The sequence below is a fragment of the Methyloversatilis sp. XJ19-13 genome (assembly GCF_024580155.1).
GTDB lineage: Bacteria > Pseudomonadota > Gammaproteobacteria > Burkholderiales > Rhodocyclaceae > Methyloversatilis.
Genome location: NZ_JANINH010000002.1, coordinates 406,736 through 431,754 on the forward strand (window position 1 = coordinate 406,736; position 25,019 = coordinate 431,754).

26 protein-coding genes and 1 riboswitch are annotated in these 25,019 nt (G+C 61.8%); of the genes, 15 read left to right on the forward strand and 11 right to left on the reverse strand.

From position 1 onward, the window contains the following. Positions 1-4 precede the first annotated feature (4 nt). The gene (gene ybiB / locus NMQ14_RS04435; protein WP_257093835.1) at positions 5-1,009 is read left to right on the forward strand and encodes a DNA-binding protein YbiB; all 1,005 of its coding nucleotides are present in this window, start codon (positions 5-7) and stop codon (positions 1,007-1,009) included. Positions 1,010-1,040: 31 nt separating this feature from the next. Here ybiB and NMQ14_RS04440 read toward each other — a convergent pair whose 3' ends face one another. The 4 genes from NMQ14_RS04440 to NMQ14_RS04455 all read right to left on the reverse strand — a co-directional run bounded on the left by NMQ14_RS04440 (position 1,041) and on the right by NMQ14_RS04455 (position 3,928). After that, a complete protein-coding gene (locus tag NMQ14_RS04440; protein ID WP_257093837.1) occupies positions 1,041-1,922 on the reverse strand; it encodes a dienelactone hydrolase family protein in 882 nt (293 codons plus the stop codon). Between the two features lie 12 nt (positions 1,923-1,934). Continuing rightward, a complete protein-coding gene (locus NMQ14_RS04445) occupies positions 1,935-2,525 on the reverse strand; it encodes a hypothetical protein (RefSeq protein WP_069040241.1) in 591 nt (196 codons plus the stop codon). 43 nt (positions 2,526-2,568) lie between these two features. Further along, on the reverse strand, positions 2,569-3,342 hold the full coding sequence (yaaA, locus tag NMQ14_RS04450; RefSeq protein ID WP_257093839.1) for a peroxide stress protein YaaA: 774 nt from the start codon (positions 3,340-3,342) through the stop codon (positions 2,569-2,571). Positions 3,343-3,649: 307 nt separating this feature from the next. Further along, complete coding sequence (locus NMQ14_RS04455) at positions 3,650-3,928, reverse strand: HU family DNA-binding protein (RefSeq protein WP_069040239.1); 279 nt, start codon at positions 3,926-3,928, stop codon at positions 3,650-3,652. A 219-nt stretch (positions 3,929-4,147) separates the two neighbouring features. On the opposite strand from NMQ14_RS04455, the gene NMQ14_RS04460 reads away from it, so the two are divergent. The 5 genes from NMQ14_RS04460 to NMQ14_RS04480 all read left to right on the forward strand — a co-directional run bounded on the left by NMQ14_RS04460 (position 4,148) and on the right by NMQ14_RS04480 (position 6,750). Further along, on the forward strand, positions 4,148-4,756 hold the full coding sequence (locus NMQ14_RS04460; protein WP_257093840.1) for a septation protein A: 609 nt from the start codon (positions 4,148-4,150) through the stop codon (positions 4,754-4,756). A 74-nt stretch (positions 4,757-4,830) separates the two neighbouring features. Beyond that, a complete protein-coding gene (locus NMQ14_RS04465) occupies positions 4,831-5,133 on the forward strand; it encodes a YciI family protein (RefSeq protein WP_257093841.1) in 303 nt (100 codons plus the stop codon). Between the two features lie 8 nt (positions 5,134-5,141). Beyond that, positions 5,142-5,414 (forward strand): BolA family transcriptional regulator, encoded by a 273-nt coding sequence (locus NMQ14_RS04470; protein ID WP_257093842.1) that lies wholly within the window; start codon positions 5,142-5,144, stop codon positions 5,412-5,414. A gap of 52 nt (positions 5,415-5,466) precedes the next feature. Further along, positions 5,467-6,285, forward strand: a complete 819-nt coding sequence (locus NMQ14_RS04475; RefSeq protein ID WP_257093843.1) for a peptidylprolyl isomerase — start codon at positions 5,467-5,469, stop codon at positions 6,283-6,285. A gap of 90 nt (positions 6,286-6,375) precedes the next feature. Then, positions 6,376-6,750 carry a hypothetical protein gene (locus tag NMQ14_RS04480; RefSeq protein ID WP_257093844.1) on the forward strand — a complete coding sequence of 125 codons (375 nt, stop codon included), beginning with the start codon at positions 6,376-6,378 and terminating at the stop codon, positions 6,748-6,750. A 41-nt stretch (positions 6,751-6,791) separates the two neighbouring features. On the opposite strand, the gene NMQ14_RS04485 is transcribed toward NMQ14_RS04480, so the two are convergent. Both NMQ14_RS04485 and NMQ14_RS04490 read right to left on the reverse strand, forming a co-directional pair. Further along, positions 6,792-7,361 (reverse strand): flavodoxin family protein, encoded by a 570-nt coding sequence (locus NMQ14_RS04485; protein WP_257093846.1) that lies wholly within the window; start codon positions 7,359-7,361, stop codon positions 6,792-6,794. A 14-nt stretch (positions 7,362-7,375) separates the two neighbouring features. After that, complete coding sequence (locus NMQ14_RS04490; RefSeq protein ID WP_257093849.1) at positions 7,376-8,089, reverse strand: pirin family protein; 714 nt, start codon at positions 8,087-8,089, stop codon at positions 7,376-7,378. A 157-nt stretch (positions 8,090-8,246) separates the two neighbouring features. Between NMQ14_RS04490 and NMQ14_RS04495 the strand changes: the two genes are divergently transcribed. The 4 genes from NMQ14_RS04495 to NMQ14_RS04510 all read left to right on the forward strand — a co-directional run bounded on the left by NMQ14_RS04495 (position 8,247) and on the right by NMQ14_RS04510 (position 12,806). Next, positions 8,247-9,191: a LysR family transcriptional regulator gene (locus NMQ14_RS04495; RefSeq protein ID WP_257093851.1), complete on the forward strand. Its 945-nt coding sequence runs from the start codon at positions 8,247-8,249 to the stop codon at positions 9,189-9,191. Then, complete coding sequence (locus NMQ14_RS04500) at positions 9,188-10,153, forward strand: GTP-binding protein (RefSeq protein WP_257093853.1); 966 nt, start codon at positions 9,188-9,190, stop codon at positions 10,151-10,153. Before NMQ14_RS04495 ends, NMQ14_RS04500 begins: the two co-directional genes overlap by 4 nt. 69 nt (positions 10,154-10,222) lie before the next feature. Further along, complete coding sequence (locus tag NMQ14_RS04505; RefSeq protein WP_257093855.1) at positions 10,223-11,809, forward strand: YdiU family protein; 1,587 nt, start codon at positions 10,223-10,225, stop codon at positions 11,807-11,809. A gap of 16 nt (positions 11,810-11,825) precedes the next feature. Continuing rightward, positions 11,826-12,806: a succinylglutamate desuccinylase/aspartoacylase family protein gene (locus NMQ14_RS04510; protein ID WP_257093857.1), complete on the forward strand. Its 981-nt coding sequence runs from the start codon at positions 11,826-11,828 to the stop codon at positions 12,804-12,806. Between the two features lies 1 nt (position 12,807). Here NMQ14_RS04510 and NMQ14_RS04515 read toward each other — a convergent pair whose 3' ends face one another. From NMQ14_RS04515 to NMQ14_RS04535, 5 genes are all read right to left on the reverse strand, one after another. After that, positions 12,808-14,811 carry a TonB-dependent receptor gene (locus NMQ14_RS04515; protein ID WP_257093859.1) on the reverse strand — a complete coding sequence of 668 codons (2,004 nt, stop codon included), beginning with the start codon at positions 14,809-14,811 and terminating at the stop codon, positions 12,808-12,810. 128 nt (positions 14,812-14,939) lie between these two features. Next, positions 14,940-15,740 carry a DUF4465 domain-containing protein gene (locus NMQ14_RS04520; RefSeq protein WP_257093861.1) on the reverse strand — a complete coding sequence of 267 codons (801 nt, stop codon included), beginning with the start codon at positions 15,738-15,740 and terminating at the stop codon, positions 14,940-14,942. A gap of 33 nt (positions 15,741-15,773) precedes the next feature. Continuing rightward, positions 15,774-16,571: a PEP-CTERM sorting domain-containing protein gene (locus NMQ14_RS04525; protein WP_257093863.1), complete on the reverse strand. Its 798-nt coding sequence runs from the start codon at positions 16,569-16,571 to the stop codon at positions 15,774-15,776. 141 nt (positions 16,572-16,712) lie between these two features. Then, positions 16,713-16,931: riboswitch (cobalamin riboswitch) on the reverse strand. 95 nt (positions 16,932-17,026) lie between these two features. Next, a complete protein-coding gene (locus tag NMQ14_RS04530; protein ID WP_257093865.1) occupies positions 17,027-17,164 on the reverse strand; it encodes a hypothetical protein in 138 nt (45 codons plus the stop codon). Positions 17,165-17,671: 507 nt separating this feature from the next. Next, positions 17,672-18,853, reverse strand: coding sequence for a LuxR C-terminal-related transcriptional regulator (locus NMQ14_RS04535; protein WP_257093867.1), 1,182 nt, complete (start codon positions 18,851-18,853; stop codon positions 17,672-17,674). Between the two features lie 863 nt (positions 18,854-19,716). Between NMQ14_RS04535 and NMQ14_RS04540 the strand changes: the two genes are divergently transcribed. The 5 genes from NMQ14_RS04540 to NMQ14_RS04560 all read left to right on the forward strand — a co-directional run bounded on the left by NMQ14_RS04540 (position 19,717) and on the right by NMQ14_RS04560 (position 24,815). Beyond that, on the forward strand, positions 19,717-21,501 hold the full coding sequence (locus NMQ14_RS04540; RefSeq protein WP_257093869.1) for a hypothetical protein: 1,785 nt from the start codon (positions 19,717-19,719) through the stop codon (positions 21,499-21,501). A gap of 123 nt (positions 21,502-21,624) precedes the next feature. Next, on the forward strand, positions 21,625-21,984 hold the full coding sequence (locus NMQ14_RS04545) for a hypothetical protein (RefSeq protein WP_257093871.1): 360 nt from the start codon (positions 21,625-21,627) through the stop codon (positions 21,982-21,984). Between the two features lie 17 nt (positions 21,985-22,001). Next, positions 22,002-23,480: a hypothetical protein gene (locus tag NMQ14_RS04550; RefSeq protein WP_257093873.1), complete on the forward strand. Its 1,479-nt coding sequence runs from the start codon at positions 22,002-22,004 to the stop codon at positions 23,478-23,480. A gap of 194 nt (positions 23,481-23,674) precedes the next feature. After that, positions 23,675-24,223, forward strand: a complete 549-nt coding sequence (locus NMQ14_RS04555; protein WP_257093875.1) for an exosortase/archaeosortase family protein — start codon at positions 23,675-23,677, stop codon at positions 24,221-24,223. After that, positions 24,198-24,815, forward strand: coding sequence for a hypothetical protein (locus NMQ14_RS04560; RefSeq protein ID WP_257093877.1), 618 nt, complete (start codon positions 24,198-24,200; stop codon positions 24,813-24,815). Before NMQ14_RS04555 ends, NMQ14_RS04560 begins: the two co-directional genes overlap by 26 nt. Positions 24,816-25,019: the final 204 nt, after the last annotated feature.

A 25,019-nucleotide genomic window follows, 5' to 3' on the forward strand; every position in this document is an offset into this window, starting at 1 on the left:
TGCGATGTTGAGTCAACAGACCCTGACAGACATGCTGTCGGCGCTCGGCCGCGGCGGCGAAGACGGCCGGGATCTGGCGGAAGAAGAGGCCTACGACCTGTTCGCCGACATGCTCGACGGCCGCATTCCGGCGCTCGAGCTCGGTGCCGTGCTGGCCAGCCTGCGCTGGAAGAACGAATCCTCCGACGAACTGGCCGGCTTCGCGCGCGCGCTCAACGAACGCGTGCCGGTCATCGAACTTCCGCAGCATCGGCCTCGCATGGTGGTCATTCCGAGCTATTCGCGCGCCGGCCGGGCGCCCAATCTGATGCCGCTGCTCGCACTGATGCTGGCGCGTCTCGAAGTGCCCGTGATGGTGCATGGGCTCGTGGGGCACGGTGTGCGGGCGGGCAGCATCGATGTGTTCGAACGACTTGGTCATGCGCCCTGCAGCAGTCTGGCCGACGCGCAGACCACGCTGAATTCAGGGCGCTGTGCAGTGGTACCGACCGAAATGCTCAGCCCCTCGCTCGACAGCCTGATCCGCTTGCGGGATCGCATGGGGAACCGGAACACGGCACACGTCGTGGCCAAACTGCTCGATCCGGCGCCGCTGCGCAGCCTGCGCGTCATCTGCGTGGCCGACCCCCAGCTGTTGTCCCGACTGCACGACATGTTCCTGCGCACACCGGAGCGTGCGCTGCTGATGCGCGCCCCCGATGACGATTCATTTGCCGACCCGATGCGTCGTCCGCGCATACAGATGTTCGAGCACCAGACCGCCCGCACGCTGTTCGAAGCGGAAATCGGCACCCCTCAACTGGTCAATCCGCTGCCACCGGCAGAAGACATCGAGGCCACCAGTGCCTGCATACGTGAAATGCTGGAAGGCCACCGCGCCATCCCGCAACCGCTGCTCAACCAGGTCGCGGCCTGCCTGTTCGGCAGCGGTTCGGCGCGCGACCTGACGCATGCCAAGGCCACCGTTTCACTCGGGCTGGCGCACGCAACACCGCACTCGGCCCACTGAGGCTCGACGACCGGACCCCGGTCGCGCGGCGTCAGGCGCCGTTGGCGGCCATCCAGGCCAGGCAGCGCTGCCAGCCGTCCCTGGCGTCAATTTCGCGATAGCTTGGCCGGAAGTCGGCGTGAAAGCCGTGCGGGGCCTCCGGATACAACACGATGTTCGAGCGGCGCGCCGCATCGGCGGGTGACTTCGTCAGCGCATCGCGCATGGCGTCGACGTCGCTGGTCGGAATGCCCTGATCCTTGCCGCCGTACAGACCGAGCACCGGCGCCTTGAGCGCGTCGGCCAGATCGATCGGGTGGTTCGGCGTGAGCTCACCCGGCAGTCCGTCAAGCTTGCCGTACCACGCCACACCGGCGCGCAGCGCGGGCTGATGCGCGGCATACAGCCAGGTGATGCGGCCGCCCCAGCAGAAGCCGGTCGCCGCCAGGCGGGCAGAATCACCGCCGGACTGCGCCGCCCAGGCGACGCAACTGTCGAGATCGCCCATCACCTGCGCATCGCCGACGCGCGACACGATGCGCTCGAAAATTTCCGGCACGCTGCTGATCTTCGACGGATCGCCCTGGCGGAAGTACAGCTCGGGCGCGATCGCGAAGTAACCGGCCCGGGCAAAGCGCCGGCAGACATCGCGGAGATGTTCGTGCACGCCGAACACCTCTTGCACCACCAGCACCACCGGCGGCTTCGGCGTGGCAGCCGGGCGGGCGAAATAGACCGGCAGTGTCTGCGCGTCGGGCGTACCGACCTCGGCCATGCCGGTGTCCAGACCTGTCGCGGGCGTCGTGATGATCTGCTGCGCCATCACCGGCTGCGCGGCGAGCGCAAAACCGGCCACCGTTGCAGTACGCAGGAAGTCACGCCGTTCCGGATCGCCCGGCAGGCCGCTTTCAGGTTTTGCTGCGCTCGAGCTCACGTTCAGTCCTCCTCAGCGATTGATGAAGCCGGGTTCGCGCGCCGGCACCGAGTCGGAGAACTCGTTCAGCTGGCGCGCCAGGTCCATCTTGCCGGCGGTTGCCACCTGCGGCACGTAGTTGCGGAACAGTTCGCTGATCGCCGCGCGCTCGCCGCCCTGGAACTGGCCGGCAACCGGGTACAGACGCTCGATCATGTCGATGCCTTCGGACCACTTGTTCTGCGCGGCGCAGGCAATCGACAGTTCGGCGAGGCGACGGGCCAGCGGCAGATCCGGGGCGCTGCCGGCGCGCTTTTCCTCGATGGTCAGCGATTCGCGCAACAGCTCCTCCGCACCTTCCCAGTTGCCGAGCATGCGCTTCAGTTGAGCATAGTTGTACAAGCGCTGCGACTTGGCATCCGGGGTGATCGCGTTCACGTCCGGGTGCATCAGCGCCTTGTAGCAGAGCTCATCGGCCAGACCGATGTTGTTGTCGGCCCACGCCGCCCGGCATTCGCGGAAAAAACGGTCGGACTGGTTGTCCTGCGCGGCCGAACCGGCGCTCGCGCCGAGCAGGCAAAACGTCGCGGCAAGTGCCGTCAGCAGATGTTGTTGGCGGGTCATGGTCAGATCTCCTCGTGATGGGTACTGCGTTTTTTTTCTGGCCTCAGGCGAGGCGTCTTCGGTAGATCCACTGCGTGTCCGACGACGCCTTGCCATCGAATACGTAGCCGTCGACGGCAAAGTCCCGCAACGCCTCGACGTCATCGATGCGATGGTCGGCGGCGTAGCGTGCCATCAGGCCACGCGCGCGTTTGGCGAAAAAGCTGATCACCTTGTAGGTGCCGCCCTTCCAGTCCTGGAACACCGGCTGGATGACTTCTGCCTTCAGCGTCTTGCGCTTCACGGCCTTGAAGTATTCGTCGCTGGCGAGGTTGACCAGTACCGGCCGCGAATCGTTCTCCAGTACGGCGTTCAATGCCTGCGCCGGCAGATCGCCCCAGAACGCGTAGAGATCCCTGCCGGATGGATTGGCCAGCCTGGTGCTCATTTCCAGCCGGTAGGGCAGCATCAGGTCAAGCGGACGCAGCACCCCGTACAGCCCGGACAGGATGCGTACATGCTGCTGCAGCCAGTCGAGTCCGGCACGGTCGAGCGAGCGGGCGTCGAGTCCGTCGTAGACGTCGCCGTTGAACGCCAGCGCGGCCGGACGCGCGAGCGGAGCGTCGTAGTCGGGCGTCCACTCGGCGTAGCGCGCGGCATTCAGCGCGGCCAGCGGATCGGAAATGCTCATCAGCGATGCGATATCAGCCGGACTTTTGCACTTCAGGATATCCACCAGCACGGCCGAGCGATCCAGAAAATCGGGACGTGTCGCGCTGGCCGCAGGCAAAGGGGATTCGTAGTCGAGCGATTTGGCGGGAGACAGGACGATGATCATGGGCGTGACGCAGACAGGATTGACCCCGCGATGGTAGCGTGCGCCATCGAACCCGTGCGCTGCTTGCCTGTCGCAGACCTGGACAAAACGAATGGAGAAGAATGTGCAGCAAGTGCTGCCGGACTGCGGAGCGCACGCAGCGGCCCGTCTGCGACGGTCCTCGAAACGTGTAGCGCCCAATGAAAACGGAGGTGCCGCAGTGCGGACACCTCCGTTATTCCGGCCGGGCAAGCATGCACTTCCCGGGTCATGCCGGACAGTTCATCCGGGGCTGCGGATCCGCCGCGGCCCCGGGAAAGGAAACCGGTTACTTCTTGTTGATCGACTTCTTCAACGCAGCGCCTGCGGTGAATTTCGCAGTCTTGGCAGCAGGAATCTTGATCGTGGCGCCGGTGCGCGGATTGCGGCCGGTACGGGCAGCACGCTTGCCGGTGGCAAAGGTACCGAAACCGACCAGGGTCACTTTTCCACCCTTCTTCAGTTCGGTCGTGACGGATTCGAGAAAACCGTCGAGCAGACGACCTGCTGCGGCTTTGGAAACGTCAGCTTTCTTGGCGAGTGCTTCGATCAGTTCTGCTTTGTTCATCTAAGTCTCCTTCTTCGTTATGCGCAAATGCGCGCGGGAAAACCTGCAGCGATGATAGTGAGGCGCAGCGCGCTCCACAAGCGGCTTTGCAGACTTTCTTCATGAATTTGCGCGCCCTGTAGCCACTTTTTCGCTGCCAAGCCAGTTCCATGCCCGATTTGGCATCCACACACCGATCCGGTTGGACACCCAGGTGCCCGAGGGGCATAATCCGCGACCATGAAATTTCTGTTCGATCTGCTGCCGGTACTGCTGTTCTTTGCAGCCTACAAATTCGCCAACGCTTCGCCCGAAGCGTCCCATTCACTGGTGACGCAGGCGCTCGGCGATGGCATTGCCGTCACCCAGGGTCCGATACTGATCGCCACCGCCGTCGCGATCATTGCGACGATAGGGCAGGTACTGTGGCTGATGGCGCGCGGGCGCAAGGTCGAAATCATGCTGTGGGTCAGCCTGGGCATCATCGTCGTGTTCGGCGGTGCAACGCTGCTGTTTCACGACGCGACCTTCATCAAATGGAAACCGACCGTGTTGTACTGGTTGTTCGCATGCACGCTTGCCGGTGCTGCGCTGTTTCTGAAACGCAACCTGATCCGCAGTCTGATGCAGGCCCAGATCGAACTGCCCGAAGCCGTGTGGACGCGGCTCAATCTTTCATGGATAGGCTTTTTCGCAGTCATGGGCGTGCTGAATCTTTATGTTGCCTTCAGTTTCAGCGAAGAAACCTGGGTGGATTTCAAGCTGTACGGTGGCATGGGTCTCATGTTCCTGTTCGTGCTTGCGCAGGGGGCGATGCTGTCGCGTCATGTTGACGAGAAGAACTCCTGATCCGGTCCGATTCGACATCTCCGATCCAGACTGCCCGATCCTGCCCCCTCATTGCCGATTCCACAGAGGTGACGATGTTTTATGTTCTGATGGGTGAAGACACGCCCGGCAGCCTGCCGAAGCGGCTCGCCGCGCGTCCTGACCACCTGCATCGCCTGCAGTTGCTGCAGGATGAAGGACGCCTTCTGCTGGCCGGTCCGATGCCGGCGATCGACGCGGTCGATCCGGGCGACGCCGGTTTCAGCGGCAGCCTGATCATCGCCGAATTCGATTCGCTCGACGATGCGCGCGACTGGGCCGACGAAGACCCCTACACTGTGCAGGGCGTGTTCGAGCGCGTCACGATCAAACCCTTCCGCAAGGTCTTTCCGTCTTGAATCAGGCCATGACTGTCGAATCCGCCATCCGCGAGCGGCTTGCCGCGCTTGAACCGGTGGCGCTCGATCTGGTCGACGAATCGCATCTGCACGCCGGACATGCGGGTGCGCGATCCGGCGGACGGCACTACCGGCTGTCCATCGAATCCGCCCGCTTCACGGGGCGACGGCTGATGGAACGCCACCGCCTCATCTACGCTGCACTGGGCGACCTGATGCAGCACGACATTCACGCCCTGTCGATCACGGCGCGCGCCCCCGGCGATGCGGATCCGGTTTGATCGACAATCCATTCATTTGCAGTACCTGGCATTCACCCAGAAAGGTAACCCGATGAAACACACGTTCTCGATTCTGTCCCTTGCCGTCATGACTGCCTTCGCCGCACCGGCGATGGCGCAGCAGAAGGCGAAGGAAAAGCCGGCTGCCGCTTCGGCCGAGGGCGTGCTCGCCACGGTCAATGGCAAGACCATCCCGCAGGGCCGCGCCGACATCATGGTGCGCAATCAGATCGCCCAGGGCCAGCAGGACGGCGAGCAGCTGCGCAACGCCGTGCGCGAAGAGCTGATCCGCCGCGAAGTGCTGACGCAGGCGGCCGCGACCAAGGGGCTGGACAAGAACGCGGCCCTGATGCACCAGGCGGATCTGGCCCGCCAGGCCGTGCTGATCCAGGCTTACCTGCAGGAATACGTGCGCGCCAACCCGGTCAGCGAAGCGACGGTCAAGGCCGAGTATGACAAGGTTAAAGCCGGTCTCGGCGACAAGGAATACAAGGCGCGCCACATCCTCGTGAAGACCGAGGACAAGGCGAAGGAAATCATCGCCAAGCTGCAGGTCGGTGAAAAGTTCGAAGATCTGGCCAAGGACTCGGAAGACCCGGGTTCGAAGGACCGCGGTGGCGACCTCGGCTGGAGCGCCCCGGCGCAATACGTGAAGCCGTTCTCCGAGGCGCTGACCAAGCTCGAAAAGGGCAAGTTCACGCCGCAGCCGATCCGCACCGACTTCGGCTACCACGTGATCAAGCTCGAAGATGTGCGCGACCTGAAGGTGCCGCCGTTCGAAGAAGCCAAGGCACAGATCGCCCAGCGGCTCGAGCAGCAGACCATCGCGGCGCACGTGAACGAACTTCGCCAGAAGGCCTCGGTCAAATAGGCCTGCGTCCGGTCCCGGGTGCGCTCACCTCAACCTGCGTGTCATCGAGCCGTTAAAGCGGACGGATGAGATGAAGAAGGAGGACGCGAAATGTCTCGCGAAGCACCCGAACCCGGCGTCGAGTCGGGTGAACCGCTGACCGCTCCGGCCGAGCCGTTCTGGCGCGTCTGGTGGCGTTTCGTCTGGCCTTTCCTGTACTTCCGTGACTGCACGCGTGGCAGCTGGCTGGAGCGCGTGCAGAGCTACCGTCACAACCGGTCGATGCGACGCTACCTGCCGGGCTTCATCCTGAAGTGGCTGGTATTCACGGCGTTCTTCTTCACCTTCGGCCACTTCTTCGACGACGCAGCCGGTCTGGTCATTCCGGCCGCCTGCTGTTTCGTGACCGGTACCTGGACCGGTGTGGTATCGATCGTGCTGTTCATCGCCTGGGGCTGGCTGGAGCGATTCCCGGAACTGTACTGAGCAGCACGGCGGGTGACGCGTGACACCCGCCGCCTCGCCTTTCAGCGAGCAGCCAGCCGCGCCGCCTGCTCTGCCACCCGCTGACCGAACAGCCTCGCGGTCTGCAGGTCCCCATCAAGCATTTCGTCGACCGACGCGTCCGACGGCGTCGAGGCCATCGCGCCGGCGAAGGACGCCACGTAGTTGATGTCGTTGCGCGTGGCCGCCTTGCTGTTGCTCGGCATCAGGCCGGTGCCCACCCACAGCATGCTGTGCTGCATCGCCAGCGTCATCAGATAGTGCAGCGTCGAATGCTTGTCGCCATTCATCGACGCAGAATTGGTGAAGCCGGCCGCCAGCTTGTCCTTCCATTTCTGGCCGAACCAGGGCCTGGAACTCGCGTCGGCGAATTTCTTGAACTGCCACGACACGGTGCCCATGTAGGTCGGGCTGCCGAACACGATGGCATCGGCGGTGGCCAGCGTGTCCCATGCCGCGTCAGGCACATTGCCGTCTGCGTCGACTTCGATGGCATGGACTTCGGCCGCCAGTGCGGCGCCGTCGGCGACAGCCTTGGCCATGCGGCGGGTGTGGCCATAGCCACTGTGATAAACGATCGCTACCTGTGTCATGTCGGACTCCTTCGTCAAGATGCGGGGTTGCCAAGGTCGAACAGCAGCACATGTGCGCCCTGCCCGTTTTCAAACTTCACTTCCGTTTCATCGTCCAGCTTCAATGCGTCGCCGCCCTGCAGCCGCTGCCCATTGACGGTCAGCGCGCCATCCACCAGATGCACATAGGCCTTGCGGCCGCGGACCAGCGGGTGGCTGACCGGCGCATCGCCGGCGTCGAGCCGCATGGCGAGCAGGGCCACATCGGAATGGATGCCCAGCGCGCCATCGCGTGCCGGCGGATGGACCAGCGTCTGCAACCGCCCGCGTTGGGCTGCCGCCGGAAAGTGGGCCTGTGCATAATCCGGCGCGATGCCACGCGCTTCCGGCAGCAGCCAGATCTGCAGCATGCGTACGGTGTCGTCGCGGCCGTGATTCCATTCGCTGTGCAGCACGCCGTGGCCGGCGCTCATCCGCTGCACATCGCCGGCGCGCAGCACGCCGGTATGGCCCATCGAATCGCGATGGGTCAGTTCGCCCGCCAGCACGACGGTGACGATTTCCATGTCGCGATGCGGGTGGGTGCCGAAGCCGCCGCCAGGCGCGATCGTGTCTTCCATCAGGGCGCGCAGCACGCCGAAACCCATGTGATCCGGATCGTGGTAATCCGCGAACGAAAAGCTGAAATGCGAGTGCCCCCAGCCGTGGTCGTCGAAACCGCGTTCTGAAGATTTGCGCAGACTGATCATGGCCCATCTCCTTGATTCGTATGTCGATGATGGAATTCTGCTGATGCGGAGCCCTGGCGTGTCCGCATAGCACTGATATCATCGTTCAAAATTTTTGATCTCAAGCCAGGCGCGATCGCACGGCCTGCCACCTGCCCACTTAACATCTGGACACCCGATGAGCGACCACGACCACCCGCTGACCCCGGAAGCGATCCGCCTGATCGCCACCATCGACGAAGCCGGCAGCTTTGCCGCCGCGGCGCGCGTGCTCGGCAAGGTGCCGTCGGCGCTCAGCTACAGCGTGCGTCAGCTGGAAGACGCGCTCGACGTGCTGCTGTTCGATCGCGCCAGCCGCAGCGCCGTGCTGACGCCGGCCGGTCGCGAACTGCTGTCGGAGGGGCGTCGCCTGTTGATCGAGATGGATGCCGTCGCGAGCCGGGTGAAGCGGGTCGCCAGTGGCTGGGAAGGTCAGCTCGCGATCGCCGCCAACGCGCTACTGTGCCCGCACACCTTGCTCGACCTGGTGGACGCCTTCTACAGCCAGCGCGACACCGCCCGCCTGCCGCCACCCACGCGTATCCGCTTGCGCCAGGAGGTGCTGTCCGGCACCTGGGAGGCCCTGCTGACCGGCACGGCCGACCTGGCGATCGGCGTCGATGCCGACGACAGCAGGGTCAGCGGCGTGCAGATCGAACCGCTGGGCGACGTTCCCTTCGTGTTCGTCGTCGCCCCGCAGCATCCGCTGGCGCGCATCGATGCGGTGCTGACACCGGCCGTCATCCGCATGCATCGCGCTGTCGCAATCGCCGACAGTGCACTCAAGCTGTCGCCTGTATCGCGCAATCTGCAGCCGGGTCAGGACGTGTTCACGGTGCCGACGCTCGACATGAAAATCGACGCACAGCTGCGCGGTCTGGGCTGCGGTTTCCTGCCGGAAAGCCGGGTTCGCGCGCACATCGCAGCCGGGCGAATGGTGGCGAAGGACACCGGCGAGACGAAAATCGCCCGCTTTTCGATCGCCTGGCGCAGTGGCCCGCACGGTCGCGCGCTCGACTGGTGGCTGCAGCAGCTGGCGAGCCCGCGTACTCGCACCGCACTGCTCGAAGGTGTGCCCGCATGAACGACAGCCACCTTCCGATCATCCTGTTGAGCGGGTTTCTGGGCAGCGGAAAGACCACGCTGCTGAACCGCCTGCTCGCCTCACCCGGCATGTCCGATACGCTGGTCGTCATCAACGAGTATGGCGATGCCTCGCTTGACCATCTGCTGGTGACCCATTCGGCGGAGCAACCCGTGGTCGAGCTGCCGGGCGGCTGCGTCTGCTGCAGCCTGCGCGGCGACCTGGCGCAGACGCTGCGCGACGCGCACTGGCGCTTCGCGCGCGCCGGACGCAGGCAGTTCGAACGCATCGTCATCGAAACGACCGGTCTCGCCGACCCGGCGCCCATCCTGCGCACGCTGACGCAGGACGCCCGCATTGCCGCGCGCTACCGACTGCGCTGCACGCTGACCGTCGTGGACGCGCTGCACGGCGCGGGCACGCTGGCGACACAGGATGAAGCCGTGCGCCAGATCGCCGCCGCCGACCGCCTGCTGATCAGCAAGTCCGATCTGACGGAAGCCGATGCGCTCGGTGCGCTGCGTACCAGGCTCGAACGCATCAATCCTTTCGCGCCGCAGACCGACCTTCAGGCGACGTCCGACGGCGCAGAACTGATGACGCTGCTCGACGCGCCACCGCCCCGGCCGGCGCGCTTCCAGCCCGTGCTGACGGACGCACCGCACGCCATTCGCGCGGACAGCTTTGCCTTCGAACGGCCGATTGCCGCCGGTCGACTGGACGCCTGGCTCGCCGGCTGGCCGGACATCGCCGGTCCGGGCCTGCTGCGCATGAAGGCGCTGTTCGATGTCGAGGGGCACACCCGGCCGGTGGCGGTACACGGCGTGCAGCACACACTGCATCCGCCGACGCCGCTGGCTGACTGGCCTGACGCGGGCCGCGGCTCGACCGTCGTGTTCATCACGCGCGACATCGCCGCCGAAGCACTGCGCGAATATGTGGCGCTGCTCGGGCGCGATTGAACCTGCAGCCACACACATCGCTCACAATAGGGTCTTGCGTACGCCCTGCCTCGCCTGAGTCCATCACCCATGTCCATTGCCGCCCGACGGCTCGATGAAATCGAGTTCGACAACGTTTTCGTGCGCAGCCTGCCGGCCGATCCTTCGGCCGACATGCGTTCGCGCCCGGTCATCGATGCGTCCTACACGCTGACGTCACCGACACCGGTCGCGGCACCCGAGCTGCTGGCCTGGTCGGACGTGCTGGGCGCCCAGCTCGGGCTGCGCCGCCCGGCACGCGTCGATGTGGCGGTCGAGGCGCTGGCCGGCAATCGCATCCTGCCCGGCATGCAGCCCTACGCGGCGCGCTACGGCGGCCACCAGTTCGGCAACTGGGCCGGCCAGCTCGGCGACGGCCGCGCCATCACGCTGGGCGAAATGATCGATACCGCAGGTCAGCGGCAGGAACTGCAGCTCAAGGGCGCCGGCCCGACACCCTACTCGCGGCGTGCCGATGGCCGTGCCGTGCTGCGTTCGTCGGTGCGGGAATTCCTGTGCAGCGAAGCCATGTTCCACCTCGGCATTCCGACCACGCGTGCGCTCAGTCTGGTCGCGACCGGCGACCGGGTGGTGCGCGACATGTTCTACGACGGGCATCCCGAATACGAGCCGGGCGCCATCGTGTGCCGCGTCGCTCCCAGCTTCGTGCGCTTCGGCCACTTCGAAATCCTCGCGTCGCATGAAGAGCTCGACCTGCAGCGCCGGCTTGCCGACTGGGTGATGACGCACCACTTCCCCGGCATCACGTCGCCGGCCGACTGGTTCGCCGAAATCTGCCGCCGCACGGCGGTGCTGATGGTCGAGTGGATGCGCGTCGGCTTCGTGCATGGCGTGATGAACACCGACAACATGTCCATCCTCGGCCTGACGATCGACTACGGCCCTTACGGCTGGCTTGAAGGCGTCGACATGATGTGGACGCCGAACACGACCGACGCCCAGGGCCGACGCTACTGCTACGGGCGCCAGCCGCAGATCGGCTACTGGAACCTGACGCGACTGGCTGCCGCGCTGTCGCCGCTGATCGACGATCAGGCGGCGATCGATGCCGCACTCGAAGGCTACGAGCAGACCTTCTCCGACCGTTGGACACGCATGCTGGCCGACAAGCTCGGCTTGCCGGCGGCCGCGGACGAAGCGGAACAGGCCATGCGCAGCGAACTTTTCCAGCTGCTGCAGGCGGAGGAATGCGACTTCACGATCTTTTTCCGCGCGCTGGCAGAGGTCCCTGTGGCGACAGCCCTCGCCGGCGATGCGGCGGCACTGGCGCCGCTGCACGACGCCTTCTACAGCGCTGATGGCCCTTCCGCCGACCATGGTCGCGCGCTGCTTGCGTGGCTGCAGGGCTGGGCGCAGCGCGTCACGGCCGGCGGCGAAGCGGACGCGGCGCGCGTCGCGCGCATGAACGCGAGCAATCCGAAATACATCGTGCGCAACTGGCTGGCGCAGCGCGCCATCGACGATGCGGGCGCCGGCGACACCGCGATGATCGAGCGACTGCTGAAGATGATGCAGCAGCCGTACGACGAACAACCCGAATTCAACGATCTGGCCGGCCGCCGCCCCGAATGGGCGCGCAACAAACCCGGCTGTTCCGCCCTGTCCTGCAGTTCATGAACCGCCTTCCACCCCGATGAATCCATCCACGCACAGCCTCACCTCACACACCTTCCACGGCCTCGAACCCGGACCGCGCCTGATCGTGCTCGGCGCCGTCCACGGCAACGAAATCGGCGGCACGCGCGGCATCGAGCGCGTGCTCGACGAACTGGCGCGCGGCGACCTCGTCATCGTGCGCGGCACCGTCACCTTTGTACCGATCACCAATCCGCTCGCCTGGACGCTGAAGCGGCGCGCCGGTGACCGCAACCTGAACCGCAATCTGCGCCCGGTGGCCGAGCCGCAGGACTACGAAGACCGCATCGCCAACGTGCTGTGCCCGCTGCTCGCCGCGCACGACGTACTGCTCGACCTGCATTCCTTCCACACCGGCGGCGAACCGTTCGCCATGCTGGGGCCGCAGGACAATGACGGCACGCTGGAAGCCTTTTCGTACGCGGCCGCCGAAGAGGCGCTGGCGCTGCGCCTCGGTGCGCGCCGTCTGGTCGAGGGCTGGCTCGACACCTACGCCACCGGCGTGCGCAAGCGACTGGCCCGCACCGCGCCCACCGAACGCGCCCACCTGTTGTCGACCGATCCGGACTACGGCATCGGCACCACCGAATACATGCGCCGCATGGGCGGCTACGCAGTGACGCTGGAATGCGGCCAGCACGACGATCCGGCCGCGCCTGAATTTGCCTGGCGCGCCATCCGGAACACGCTGGCGCACCTGAAGCTGGTCGAAGCGCCCGCGCCGGCGGCGCGCGACAGCTTCGAACTGCTGCGCCTGACGGAAGTGATCGACCGGCTGCACCCGGACGATCAGTTCGCGCGCACCTGGTGCAGCTTCGACCCGGTCAGCGCAGGCGACGCGATCGGCACCCGCCATGACGGTACGCCGGTCATTGCGCCGCAGGACGGCTACATCGTGTTTCCGAACCCGACCTCGACACCGGGCAACGAGTGGTTCTATTTCGCGCAGCGCAGCACGCGGGCGCTGCACCGGAACTGAGCTAGAAGCGCCAGCGCAGGCTGGCGTAGCCATTGCGTTCGGGCATCGGGTAATAGGTTTCCGAAAAGGCGATGGTCGAATACACCTTGTCGAACACATTGTTGATGCCGGCCGCCAGTTGCGCACCGCCGCCCAGATCGAGGCGCAGCGCAAGATCGAACACCGTGTAGGACGGCAGTTCGGCGAAGCTGCGGTTGTCGAGGTCGTTGCCGTCGAAGCGCCGACCGGCGTGGCGCGCCGCGACGATCCAGCGCAGCGACGGCGTCTGCAGCCACTCCGCACGAGCATTCGCGGTCCAGCGCGGCACCAGCGGAATGTCGGCGTCAGTGCCCTTGAAGCGTGGCTGCACATACCCGGCGTTGGCAGCGAACAGCCAGGCGGCCGACGGCTGCCAGCGCGTTTCGAGCTCCATGCCGGTGCGTTGGGTCGGCAGGTCGTAATTGCGGTTCACGCTCGGCACGCCGGTGCTGTCGAAGTAGATTTCATCCTGGTTGCGCAGGCGGAACAGCGTCAGCCCGAGCGACAGCCTGTCATCGGGCTGCAGGCGCACGCCGGCTTCGATCGTGCGGCCGCGCTGCGCGCGCAGATCGGACGACGCCAGCGCCAGTTCGTCGATGTTCGGGGTGCGGAAGTTGCGCGACACACTGGCAAAGGCGACCAGCGCCTTCACCGGCTGCCAGCTCACCCCCAGCTCCGCAGCATGGCTTTTCGCGCTCGACGCGTAGCGGCTGTCAGATTCGAAGCCGGTGACGCAACTGCCCGGAATTTCCACCGGAATGAAGCCCAGTCCCGGAATGAACACGTTCTGGAACTGGCAGGTGCGCCGATAGGTGGCTGCTTCGGTACGGCTCTTCGTGTCTTCGCTGCGCCAGCCGGCGTTCAGGCGCAGCGCATCGGTCGCGCGAAACACCATCTCGGCATACCAGGCCTGACCGTTCAGGTCGCCGCTACGCATCCTTGACTGGTCGATCACGGTGCGGCCGGCGTCGCGCCGCAGGTAGTCGGACGACTGCGTGACAAAGCCGGCGCCGAAAGAATGGATGCGGCCGAAGGCGCTGTAGTCAAGGTCGTAGCGCAACTGCACGTCGCGCCGCGTCGATTCGATCGTGTATTGCTGATCGTTCAGCGGCTGCGCCGGATTGACACCGATCAGGTAAGGATTGTCGCGCGTACGGTGGTCGGTCTGGAATTCGACCAGACCGAAATCGCCCAGATCGAAGCGCCACAGCGTGCCGAATTTGCGGTCGTCGGTGCTGCCGCCATCCAGCGGCGACGCCGTGCTCGAACGACGCAGCGCAGCACTGCCGGACAGGAAGCGTTCGCGCGGCACCGGACCGGGCAGCTTGTATTCATCGGTGTGGCGCGACACGCGCAGCAGCACGTCCATGAAGGACAGCGCTCCGTCCGGCATGATGCGCAGTTCCGCCGCTGTATCGCGCCGGCGCTGTTCGTCGTTGTCCCGGTAGCCGTTGCCGTCGAGCCGCCCGACATCGATGCGGCCAGACAGGGGCCCCGCGCCGCCGGACGCGCTGAAGCGCAGTTCATGCGTGTCGTACGAAGCGGTGCGCGCCTCGAATTCGCCCTTCAGCGGCCCGTTGCGCGGACGCCTTGTCAGTACGTGGATGATGCCGCCCACAGCGCCGTCACCGTAGCGCACCGCGCCACCGCCACGCAGCACTTCGATGCGTTCGACCTGGGACAACGCGACCGACGACAGGTCGGCGCCTGACAGATCCGATGCGTTCAGCCTGACGCCATCGACCAGCACCAGCACATTACTGACCGCCGTGGCGCCGAAGCCGCGCATGTCGACGGTGGCACCCTTGTCGCGGCCGAAATAGCTCTGGATGTTGAGGTTGGCTTCGCGACCCAGCACTTCGGCCACGGTGCGCGATGGTGAATGCTCGATGTCTTCGGTGGTGATGACCGACACGCTGTGCGGCACCATACGCAACGTGTCGGCTGCCGACGGCGCACTGATGACGACTTCATCGAGCTCGTGCACGCGCGGCGCCGAAGCCTGTGCAAGGGCCAGACCGGGCAACACGGGCAGCAAAAAAAGAAAACGGAGACAGTGCATCAATGCGCATCACCCGCGAACCGTGGAGGGCGCGCGGGTGATTCCTGGACCGATCAGCCGCGACGGCGACGCGCGACCGCGCCGACCAGCGCCAGACCGGCCAGCAGCAGCGCGACCTGCTCCGGCTCCGGTACGGCGGTGACGGTCAGATTGTCGAGTGCGAAATAGGCCGGCGTGTTGATACCGAATTCCCCGCTGTCGCTCGAAACCAGCGCGAACTGCAGACTGCTGACCGTGCCGAGCGCCGCGAGATCGACCCAGCGCCAGTCGGTCACCACGTAGTCCTGCGTGTTGTCGGCGAACCGGTAGTCGGCCAGCATGAAGTCGACGCTGCCGGTGGTCGCACCGCCACCGTCCTTGCCGATGATGGTCAGCTTCAGGTAGTCCGGGTCATTGCCGCTGGCGCCGCCGAACTTCTTCGAAAAACCGAACAGGGTGTCGCCGTCGAGCATGGTCCGGCCGGCAAACGTCGTGTTGGTGAAGTACGCACCCTGCACGCTGACGGCCGACGCAAAGCCGATCGTCGGTGCGCCGAAATTGGCGATCGCGTAATGGGCCGATCCATCGACGCCGCCGCCGGTGATTGCGCTGTGCTGATTGGTGAAGTTGCCGGTCGTCGTGTCGGTGCGGTTCGAATACACCCAGTCCGTGTGGCAGCAGCCGCCGCCGATGTCCGAATAGGTGTGATTGAAGGTGGCGGCTCCACTGGTGAAGGTGGTCGTCACTTGCGGGAAGAAGTGGCTTTCGGACGCCAGCGGCGCGTCTTCGAACGTGGCAACCGAAGGGGTCGCTGCGTGCGCGCCGTGGCTGGCTGCCAGTGCGCCCAGCGCGAAGGCGAGAAGAGTCTTGTTCATGTCAATGATCTTTCGTGGTGAGCGGGGGCGGCATCAGCCGCGACGACGGGCGACCAGACCGATCAGGCCGAGTGCGGCGCAGTACATGGCCCATTGCGACGGTTCGGGCACGGCCGGCAGTGCCGCGTAGTGGATGACGCCGACGGCGTCGAGGTCGAAGCCGCTGCTGCCGGTGGTCGGATACGGGTCATAGATGGGGTGCGGCCCGCCGTATTCGGCCGGGAAGCTGTCGAAGGTCGAGCCATTGCCGACGACGTCAATCAGGCGCACGTACTGCACCTTGTTGATATCCAGCCCGGCGACACCGCTCAGCACATCGAGATCGAACGGCGTACCGAAGCCGGCGCGGTACTTGCCGGCCAGACCGTCGATATTGGTCGGATCGATCAGGCCGAAGCCGCCGACCGGGCTGGCCGTGAACGAGAAGTTCGGAAAGCGGAAGAAATCGGTCCCGTTGGACGACACCTCGACGAACGCCAGTTCGAGGAAGGTGTCCATGAAGCCGTTTTCGAATACCGCGAAGTCGGCCCCTGCACCGTTCGTGATGTAGCCGCCGAAGCTGAGCGTGATGCTGCCGCCGTCGCCGAGCACGACGATGTCGGTCGCGCCGCCCTGGGCAACGCCCAGACCCTTTTCCGGCGTTTTCCACGTCGCATCGACGTTGGGGCCAGGCTGATAGTCGCGATAGCCGGTCGCCCACTGGACGAAAGCCGGACTGTCCTTGCTGATGGCCGTTGATCCGGGCTGACCGGCGGCCGGCGCGAACGGGCCGGCCTGGGCGGAGCCGGCGAATGCCAGCCCGATGAGGGATGTGAGAAGAATGGTACGCATGCAGACCTCCTTGCAGCGCCGGCAGCACCCGCCGGCGAATTGCGGAAATCCGATGATCTGAAACAAGCGGGAAGCGACGCACGACCTGCGCGGAAGAACGACCGGGCAACGGAAATACGCACCTCCGCCGCCCACCGCAGCCATCGGTCAAATGCATCAGGCCGGTCTCCGGGCTCGCGAGGAAAATGTGCGATCCGCCTTCCCATGCATGGCGCACAGTGGCTGATTGGATCGCTACGACTCGCTTACCGTTGCGGGGGCAGCGCCGGGATCGCGACCTGATTGCAGGCACTCACCGGACTTCCCGTTTCACCCCTCGCAGCGAATGCTGGTCAGGGCACCTGAAGCACGCGCAGGGTAGCCGCCAGCCTCACCTGTCGTCAATGACAATACTCGATGCAGGGTCAAAAAAAACCGGGGCACTCGGCCCCGGTTCTGGTCAAACACGCGATGGATCAGGCAGTTACCATCTTCGCCTGACCGCCGCCGTAGGTCGTCAGTCGGGTCGGCGTCCCGCCCTTCTTCAGGCGCACCGCGCAGTACTTGAACTCCGGAATCTTGCCGAACGGGTTCAGCGCCGGATTGGTCAGCATGTTCCAATGTTCACAAGATGCTCGTAGTACCCGGCCACGCTAACCTGGAGCACCTGGCATTACACTGAGGAGATCGGTCACACATGCCGGTACTATTGGACAAGGGCGTTCTCCAATTTGCGACCTTTGCGAAGTACGCCGTCGCTTTTCCCGGGATGTCGCGTTCCATCTTGACCCGCGCGAATTCCATCCGCAGCCGGGCAATCTCCATCTACCGACGCTCACCTGCGCACTGTCTGCGCCCGCGAACTTACCCCGCCGGCTGGCCTTGATCCAGTTGGACAAGGTCGATCGACCACGCCAAATGTCCTGGCCGCCCCAGCGATGCTCTGCTTACTCTCGATCTGCCCCACCGCTTCCTGCTCGAACTCCAACATATGGCGCGTCTCTCGGGCGCGATCCTCGGCGCCGTCATTTCTGTTCTCCTTACCTGCATTGTGAATCACTCATCAGCAAGGAATACGGCTTCTGGGGGCAAGGTCTGTCCCGCACTCCGACGGATTCAGTTCAGATATCGAGTGTCGCCGTCGGCAATGCCGCAAGCAGGCCGACCAGTTCAGCCTGACGTTCGACATCGACTTTTACGAACACTTGTTTGAGTTGAGTGCGTATCGTGCCGATCGATACATGGTGGCGGTCGGCGATTTCTTTCAGGGTGTACCCCTCGGCCACTGCGACCGCCACTCGTGCTTCGGCCGGTGTGAGGTCGAAGGTCTGGGCGACAATCAGCGGGTCAGGGCGCACACGTACTTCAGGGTCGTGCAGCATCACCAGCGCGACCGATCGCGCGCCGAAAGCCCCCAGGCTACGCTCAGGTCGGGCGGCGATCAGATAGGCGATCAGCGGCTGCTGACCGATGGCTCGGCTTACGCGCAGTATGATTTTTTCACGCGGTTCGAGCGCATCGTGATAGCTCGACTCACCGGCCAAGCGCAACGCACGCAGGGCAAGGACGAGTTGCATATCGTCGTCGCGCCTTATGCAGGCGAGCAGGCCGTCGCGCTCGGCCAGTCCGCTGCCAGTGTCGAGCAGACGACGTCCGCCGGGGTTGCTGAACAGCACGCGCCGCTGGTCGTCGACCACAATGACCGGTTGCCGCATGCGGTCGATCACGGTCATGCCGGCACTCGCTTCGCGTGCGAGGTGTTTCTGCGAACGCCACAATTCAACCGCCTTGCCCAAATGCACGCCCAACCTTCGCGCGATGGCCAGTTCGTCGGTCGAGAGCGGCGTTGAGCCGGTCTGGCGAAAAATCCCGAAAATGACCGCCAGCTCCGTGTCCTGAAACACCTTGCTTGCGCTGACGTAGCGGCCGCCCGACGGGATCTGGAAGTCTTGGTAGAAGCTGCTGCTAGCGACATACTCTTCGTCGAAGTGCTCATGGCAACGCATCCACTGGCCGACCTCAAGCTCGCCGAGTAAGCGCCAGCGCGGATCGACGTGGTGCCAAGTCTGTATCCACTGCAAGACCGCCTCAGGCGGCGCGTGCCCGCTCTCGAAGCTGAATGCCAGTGCGCCCGTCTGCAGGCTGAGCCCCCCAAACTGAATTCCCCATGCGTGAAAGAACTGGACCAGCGGCTCGAATGCCTCACCCCAGGTCAGTACCCCTTGGGCCGCCTGATAGAAGCGCGTGACGGCTGCATCGAAAGTGCCATCGTCCATGTGGACGGATACCGCGTCTGAACTCATGTGAAAGACCTCAAATATTTAACCTTAACCAACTGTATTTATTTGTTTTATTGTATTCCGAACTGTCCTCGCAATAAATAAAACGGGAACGAAACAGTTACTTACATTCAGCAAGGGTGCTTCCTCTGTATGACAAAACAGCCTCTTTTCAATGCTGCCAACAGTAAAACTCTGAAGGGATGAAGCGCCCTGCTTCACCGGATGCTCCAACTATGCTGAACCCGCTCGTGTCAGGCGACACGACAAACTGACCCCCTGACGACACGAGGAATTGACCCCCTTCGTGGAAGGAGGTCGAAGCGGAAGACGTTCTCGAACAGTCTCTCGGGTCCGAACGGACCGAAGGGAGGAGGCGACGCAGACGCCTGAGGATGTTCAGACGATGCTCAAACTGGCATCGCTGGGCTGGGGAGCGAAACGCATCAGCCGGGAGTCGGGCATTCGCCGAACGGGGGCAACCTCATTCTCACTCCCTCTGCTTCTAACGTCAGCAAAAACACATCCAAGAACTGAGTCATAGGCTAATCCCTATCTAGGATGAAACTTCTATGACACGCATTCTCCATCTCCCAAATGGGTGATGGAGAACGTCAAGTCGCACCTTATCCTTTGCCTGTGAAGTGAAAAAATACGCGAAAGGACATCACGCAGCTATTGCCGCGTGAACGGAGGTGAAACATGGCGCCCGATATATATTTACTCTATCAGTTCATCATCCTCGTAATCTTGCGGCTGACTCCTTTCAAGAGAACTGCACGATGAACCTAGTCGGTGTTGCATCCTTGATGAAATATCGTTTCCGCCGAAAATAGAACTCTTGATAACAAAAAGCCGTGTCTCTCTTAGATTTTCGAGGTGTGAGGATGGCCCCAATTCGTTTGATTCTTGTCTCTACCCTTATTTCTTTTACCGCGATTGAGAATACGAACGCAGAAGATCGTTGGAAAGCAAATGCATTTGTTGCTAACGGAACCACTTGCTCTAGTAAAGGCGGAGAGTTTTTTCAAGAGTACGATGGGACGCCATTTCCTTCAAAGGATGATGAAAACCAGGACCTGAGCGACTGCGAAGATGGCGACATGACTCTGTTCAACGGAATTCTCTGTGCATCTGGTGAAGCTGCTGGATGTGATGCGGTACGAAATTCAAGGACAGCGGATGGCAGAATGTGGAGATCACCTCGCAGAGCTCAAACAAACAATCTTGGGACTGGCGACTCAGGCGGAGCCAAAGCTTTCTCTCCAGACATGCAGTTAGGCGTTTTGCTATACGCGATAGAGAGAAACGACACGGATTTACTTCAAAACTGGTTTAGGTGGCTTTCTGACAATCGCCCATGCCTATTAGAAAACCCTGCTGGCGGCTGTCTATATCGAGGATTGCCACGCTACTGTATTGCAACCGAGTGTACGATGCGCCCCATTGATCGGGATATCGATGCAGCGGTTTACAGTTGGTTGGTAGGGACACCACCTGACGGCATAAACAATTACAACGACATTGTTGTTGAAATTACCGCATTCCCCCTCTTTTTTGTACTCCCATTCGAACTCATCTACCTAAATATTCCAGTTGGCGAGAAAGTTTATCGTGAGGCGCAGTTGAATGGACCGGGTTACCCTCGACATGTGAACGCTGTTAGGGCTTGGATATTAAATAAGATCAATCATGCAGATGCGCCAAGAGCGCGCGATGCACTCGCACTCATCGCATCGCAGGAACCTAACAACGCCTTCTTTCAGTACTTACACGAGGGCCCCACCCCACGCGTCAGGGAGCTGATTACGTCATATTGCCCCACCGCAGAACAAGCATCGCAAAGCACCCGTTTTGAATGGATGTGGGAGCAGGGTAATTCTGCAAGTTGGTCGAGGCCATACCGAGACGGCGCAGGAAACATTAGTGCGGCATTGTGGGACTGTATCGCGCTTCGAAATCTAGTCGGCGACGCAACACTTGGCCACGGCGCAAGCATACGGGAAATGGCGGCTGTAAATATTGCACTCAATCTTCTTTCAGAAAACGAAATCCCCATAGGCAAGACGCCTCAAACCCTGGAGTTTGCGCCGCTGGTTGATTCCTTTCTTGGCGAAAATGCTCCATCGCTTGTTCTACATGCCAGTTCCGGCCTTCCTGTAGAACTGGAGTCGGGCACGCCAAACGTTTGCACGGTGGGTATCAATGGACTTAGGTTGATCGCTATCGGGACCTGTGAGCTCACTGCCAGTCAATCCGGCAACAGCAGCTACGCATCTGCTACGCCGATCATGAGAAGCTTCTCTGTACTCGCCATGCGTAGCATTCAAAACATTGATTTTACTGCCCCATCAATGATGAATGCGGGCTCCCAAAGTGAGCTTGTTGCAAGCGCTACGTCCGGCCTCATTGTCAGTTTTCAAAGCATTACGCCATCCATCTGCACGGTACTCGGGAACACAGTTGTGTCGCTCAATACAGGGACCTGCACTGTTGAGGCTTCCCAGGCAGGCGATGAGAGGTATCTGCCCGCAAATATAGTTACCCAAAATGTGCAGATCGGCGTAAGTCAAGGCGGATCCGGAAATGACGATGGCGATGTGCCGCTTCCCGGATGGGCGCTTGCCACGTTGGGAGCTGCCCTCGTTCGCTTCGCATTAAAAAATGCGTAATTGCAGCTTACACAAGAAAGTTCGAATTTCGTTTGTCTGTTGTTCAGTGATAGTAATCAGTAGAAATGTAGAACAACTGATCTTTTGACTTGCCTCCTACTAACTAATTCTTGGAGATTCGATATGTTTAATAAGCAAATAGCCGTTTTTCTTTTGGGTCTTTGTGCCACGCAAATCTCAATAGCTGGACAGGACGCCTCTGGAAAGATAACTTCAGTTGATTCAGTCTTGCCAGGTCAGATCTGGGTACGACTGGGTGGTTTCACAGATTCACGCTGCGATGAAAATAGAATAAAGATAATCGAGAGCGCGCCCCAATTGGGCGGTAGCGTATCGGAGTTCAAGGAATTGCAAGCAATGGTTCTACTTGCGATTACCTTAAACAGAAATGTTGCGATTGGTTATGAGCCTGTTGGACCGACGGGCACGGCTGTCGACGCATGCATCGGGTATCGTATTGTTATAAATGACGGCCTCAACTAACGCAACGAGTTCCGATCATGCGAGGAAATTTTCGATTTTTGGCACCGGGAACGAAAAGGCATAAGACTTTGCCCTCACGATCCACCTCATCGATTATTGGCGTTTTTCTGTCCTTGATGGCAAGCGCACCATCAATTGCTCGCGCTGAAAAGGTTGTAGATCAGCTGCATTTAGATTTCCCGACCAGAACGGAGACTGTTTGCTTAGGGACCGAGGTTGACTTTTTTGGAAAAACCTGTGTTCCAAGCGGGTATGACACGCTGACAGTTCGGCACTCTAATTCTTATTCAATTTCACCAAAGACAGACTATAGATTTTGCGCATACCGGGTAACGGAATTGTCTGGAAATCCAAGCGCAGCGGGTGCATGGTTTGATGATAATCTTTCGTCCGAAGGTCGCGCTACTGTGAGTTACCAAGTTCCTTGCGGCGGCGGCGGCATATCAATTCAAACATTTCAAAGCCTCGTCGCTGTTGGCAAATTGGTATACAGCTATTTCTCAGCCGACGGAAATACTGCAGCGAGCGCAATTGATGCCTTGATAAACGCCCAAACAGTACTTGAGTACGCCGCCGCCTCGCAAGCTCTCTACGGCGTGTACTCGGATATCGAGGGCGTTATTGTTGCAGCCAATTCAAACTCCAACAACGCAGAGACTTGTGGTTTGGGCGACGCAGGAAATTGGCTTGATTCATATGCAGAAACGATTTCTGAAAGCGTCGGTGATGCGTGTGCGGCGGACTATGGCGACGGATGGCGGAATTTCAACAACGCGGCGCCCGCAATCAGCGGAGGAACACCGCAACTTGCTGCTGCTATTCTTCCCATCATTTCGGGCTTGCTACTGGATCATGATGACCCCACGAATCAACCCAGGCAGGCACAAACTATAGACTTTGCACCGATCTCCGATTTCTACTTCGGGGAAGGTGGATTTTCCATTTCACTTAACGCCTCATCTGGTTTGCCGGTTTCCGTTGAATCGACCACTCCTTCTGTTTGTCGCGTGGTCGAGTCCGGTTTTGCATTTGATCAACCAGGAGAATGCACTTTCGTGGCAACACAGTCCGGCAACGAAGAATTCAACGCTGCAGCAGCGATAACGCGCAGCTTCACCGTTCTCCCGGAACGGCTCGTTCAGCAACTTCCTTTTGCCGTCGGCGGCAGTCTTCGGGCCGGTGATTTAATTAGCATAAGCCCTCTTGGTGATTCAGGATTGCCGGTCTTGTTTTCCATCCTTACGCCTCAGGTTTGTGCAGTTCAAGGTAATAACGTCATCGCGGTTCAGCCCGGCGAATGCAGGGTTTCGTTTTCAATTGATGGAAACGCGGCGTATCGCCCAGTACAGGCCACTTACGCATTTTCAGTGTCATCGGGCGGAATTGATTCGCCGGACGGCGACGTACCTTTGCCCGGCTGGGCGCTGGCCGCCCTCGGCGCCGCTCTGACCCGAGTCGCGGTTCGGCGGCACAGCGTCGTGTCGCCGGCAGGCTGAAGTGGCTTTGCACGCATGAAGTTCGGTACCAAGCACTGGATATTCCGACGCTCAGACACTGTTCACGGGGTGTCAGTGCCGTTGCAATCCGAAGTCATTCGTGATCCTTCAAAGAGCTTCGACGCATTTGGCCGGATCGAACGGTCGGCCCCACTTCGCCACGCCAAAGAATGTTCAACGGAGCGACACGAAAGATGACCCCCGCCTCTCAGGCGACGGATCAGAACCCCTCTTTGCCATGGCTCCGGATCGTCGGATTTGGCTCGGTTTTCTTGCTGCTCCAGGTCACGTGGTCAGTGCTGGAGGGCAGTGCCGTCTGGCGTACCTGGATGGAAACGCTGAACGTATCGGTCGCAACGATGTTCGTCGGGTGGATTGTCCCGGACGCAAATGTCATCGCCGAGGGCACCCGCATCCGGGCCACCGGGGGCGGTATCAACCTCGTTCAAGGCTGCGACGGCGTGGAATTGCTGTGGCTGATCACAGCAGCTTTTGCGGTGGCACCCCTGACGTGGCCCTGGCGGCTCGTCGGCTGGGTTGCCGGCCTCTTTCTGGCGTGGTCGCTCAACGTTGCAAGGATCACCGGACTGTTCTTCGCCTGGCGAACCGATCCCGCGTGGTTCGACTGGCTCCACAACTACGTGGGCCCCCTCGCACTGGTGCTTGTACTGGGCATGTACGTTCACACCGTCATGGCCAGGGCGCCGGTCCCTGAGGATGCGTCTGCACAATGGTATCGGTGATGTCTCGGTGAGCGCACCGATTCTGGCACTCCGGCTTGTTGCGTCAGCAAGCCTGGTAGCCATTCTTGCCATATGGCAGGGGGAAGCGCTGATGGCGCACCTGCTGGGCCCCATTCGCATGGTGATCGATCTGATCGACCACAATCATGTTGTTCGTGTGCTGCGGATTGACCGCGTTGGTGCTGACACTGTGATCTACATGAAGGCCGGCATTCGCAGTCTGATTGTCACCGGCTCGCAGGTGACTTTTGCCAACCCGCGAGCGGAGGCTGTCGTGACCACACCGCTTGGCGCTTTTTTGATTGCGCCCAGTGTCCTGGTCACCCTGGTACTGGGATGGCCAGCAAGAAATTACCGCGCGTGGGCGCTCAGGCTTCTCGTGATGGCCCCACTTGCTGCGGCGCTCTTCGCAATCGACGCGCCGTTGGTGCTGGACGCCTATCTTTGGGAACTACATCGGGACGCTCATGCGCCTGACGCCACCTCACCCATCCTCGCCTGGAAGGCATTTCTTGCGCAAGGGGGTCGCTTCATTCTGGGCGGGCTTGCGGCCTTGATCTGTCTGGCGCCGACATTCCGGCAAAGGCCGTAGCGGCTAGACCGTGCGTCTGCGTCCATTTTTCAACAAGGCCGGTGCAACTTTTGCAATAAATACAGAGAACTGCGCTTCAAGCTCACAAGAAAAGGGCGCCCTGGGCGCCCTGAATTCATCTGTTACCGCTTCCAATAGGGATCAAATACGATTTTGCCCACCGGGTAGGTTTTGGTTGACCTGCCCGCCGCCGTCAGCCTCGGT

Excerpts from the sequence above, each read along its gene's own strand:
- NMQ14_RS04465 (WP_257093841.1), top strand. The coding sequence starts at position 4,831 with ATGTTTTATGTTCTGATGGGTGAAGACACGCCCGGCAGCCTGCCGAAG.
- NMQ14_RS04495 (WP_257093851.1), top strand. The coding sequence starts at position 8,247 with ATGAGCGACCACGACCACCCGCTGACCCCGGAAGCGATCCGCCTGATC.
- NMQ14_RS04455 (WP_069040239.1), bottom strand. The coding sequence starts at position 3,928 with ATGAACAAAGCAGAACTGATCGAAGCACTCGCCAAGAAAGCTGACGTT.
- NMQ14_RS04555 (WP_257093875.1), top strand. The coding sequence starts at position 23,675 with ATGACCCCCGCCTCTCAGGCGACGGATCAGAACCCCTCTTTGCCATGG.
- NMQ14_RS04480 (WP_257093844.1), top strand. The coding sequence starts at position 6,376 with ATGTCTCGCGAAGCACCCGAACCCGGCGTCGAGTCGGGTGAACCGCTG.
- NMQ14_RS04540 (WP_257093869.1), top strand. The coding sequence starts at position 19,717 with ATGGCCCCAATTCGTTTGATTCTTGTCTCTACCCTTATTTCTTTTACC.
- NMQ14_RS04545 (WP_257093871.1), top strand. The coding sequence starts at position 21,625 with ATGTTTAATAAGCAAATAGCCGTTTTTCTTTTGGGTCTTTGTGCCACG.
- NMQ14_RS04510 (WP_257093857.1), top strand. The coding sequence starts at position 11,826 with ATGAATCCATCCACGCACAGCCTCACCTCACACACCTTCCACGGCCTC.
- NMQ14_RS04500 (WP_257093853.1), top strand. The coding sequence starts at position 9,188 with ATGAACGACAGCCACCTTCCGATCATCCTGTTGAGCGGGTTTCTGGGC.
- NMQ14_RS04445 (WP_069040241.1), bottom strand. The coding sequence starts at position 2,525 with ATGACCCGCCAACAACATCTGCTGACGGCACTTGCCGCGACGTTTTGC.
- NMQ14_RS04505 (WP_257093855.1), top strand. The coding sequence starts at position 10,223 with ATGTCCATTGCCGCCCGACGGCTCGATGAAATCGAGTTCGACAACGTT.
- NMQ14_RS04525 (WP_257093863.1), bottom strand. The coding sequence starts at position 16,571 with ATGCGTACCATTCTTCTCACATCCCTCATCGGGCTGGCATTCGCCGGC.
- NMQ14_RS04530 (WP_257093865.1), bottom strand. The coding sequence starts at position 17,164 with ATGCTGACCAATCCGGCGCTGAACCCGTTCGGCAAGATTCCGGAGTTC.
- NMQ14_RS04560 (WP_257093877.1), top strand. The coding sequence starts at position 24,198 with ATGCGTCTGCACAATGGTATCGGTGATGTCTCGGTGAGCGCACCGATT.
- ybiB (WP_257093835.1), top strand. The coding sequence starts at position 5 with ATGTTGAGTCAACAGACCCTGACAGACATGCTGTCGGCGCTCGGCCGC.
- NMQ14_RS04520 (WP_257093861.1), bottom strand. The coding sequence starts at position 15,740 with ATGAACAAGACTCTTCTCGCCTTCGCGCTGGGCGCACTGGCAGCCAGC.
- NMQ14_RS04490 (WP_257093849.1), bottom strand. The coding sequence starts at position 8,089 with ATGATCAGTCTGCGCAAATCTTCAGAACGCGGTTTCGACGACCACGGC.
- NMQ14_RS04460 (WP_257093840.1), top strand. The coding sequence starts at position 4,148 with ATGAAATTTCTGTTCGATCTGCTGCCGGTACTGCTGTTCTTTGCAGCC.
- NMQ14_RS04475 (WP_257093843.1), top strand. The coding sequence starts at position 5,467 with ATGAAACACACGTTCTCGATTCTGTCCCTTGCCGTCATGACTGCCTTC.
- NMQ14_RS04470 (WP_257093842.1), top strand. The coding sequence starts at position 5,142 with ATGACTGTCGAATCCGCCATCCGCGAGCGGCTTGCCGCGCTTGAACCG.
- yaaA (WP_257093839.1), bottom strand. The coding sequence starts at position 3,342 with ATGATCATCGTCCTGTCTCCCGCCAAATCGCTCGACTACGAATCCCCT.
- NMQ14_RS04535 (WP_257093867.1), bottom strand. The coding sequence starts at position 18,853 with ATGAGTTCAGACGCGGTATCCGTCCACATGGACGATGGCACTTTCGAT.
- NMQ14_RS04550 (WP_257093873.1), top strand. The coding sequence starts at position 22,002 with ATGCGAGGAAATTTTCGATTTTTGGCACCGGGAACGAAAAGGCATAAG.
- NMQ14_RS04485 (WP_257093846.1), bottom strand. The coding sequence starts at position 7,361 with ATGACACAGGTAGCGATCGTTTATCACAGTGGCTATGGCCACACCCGC.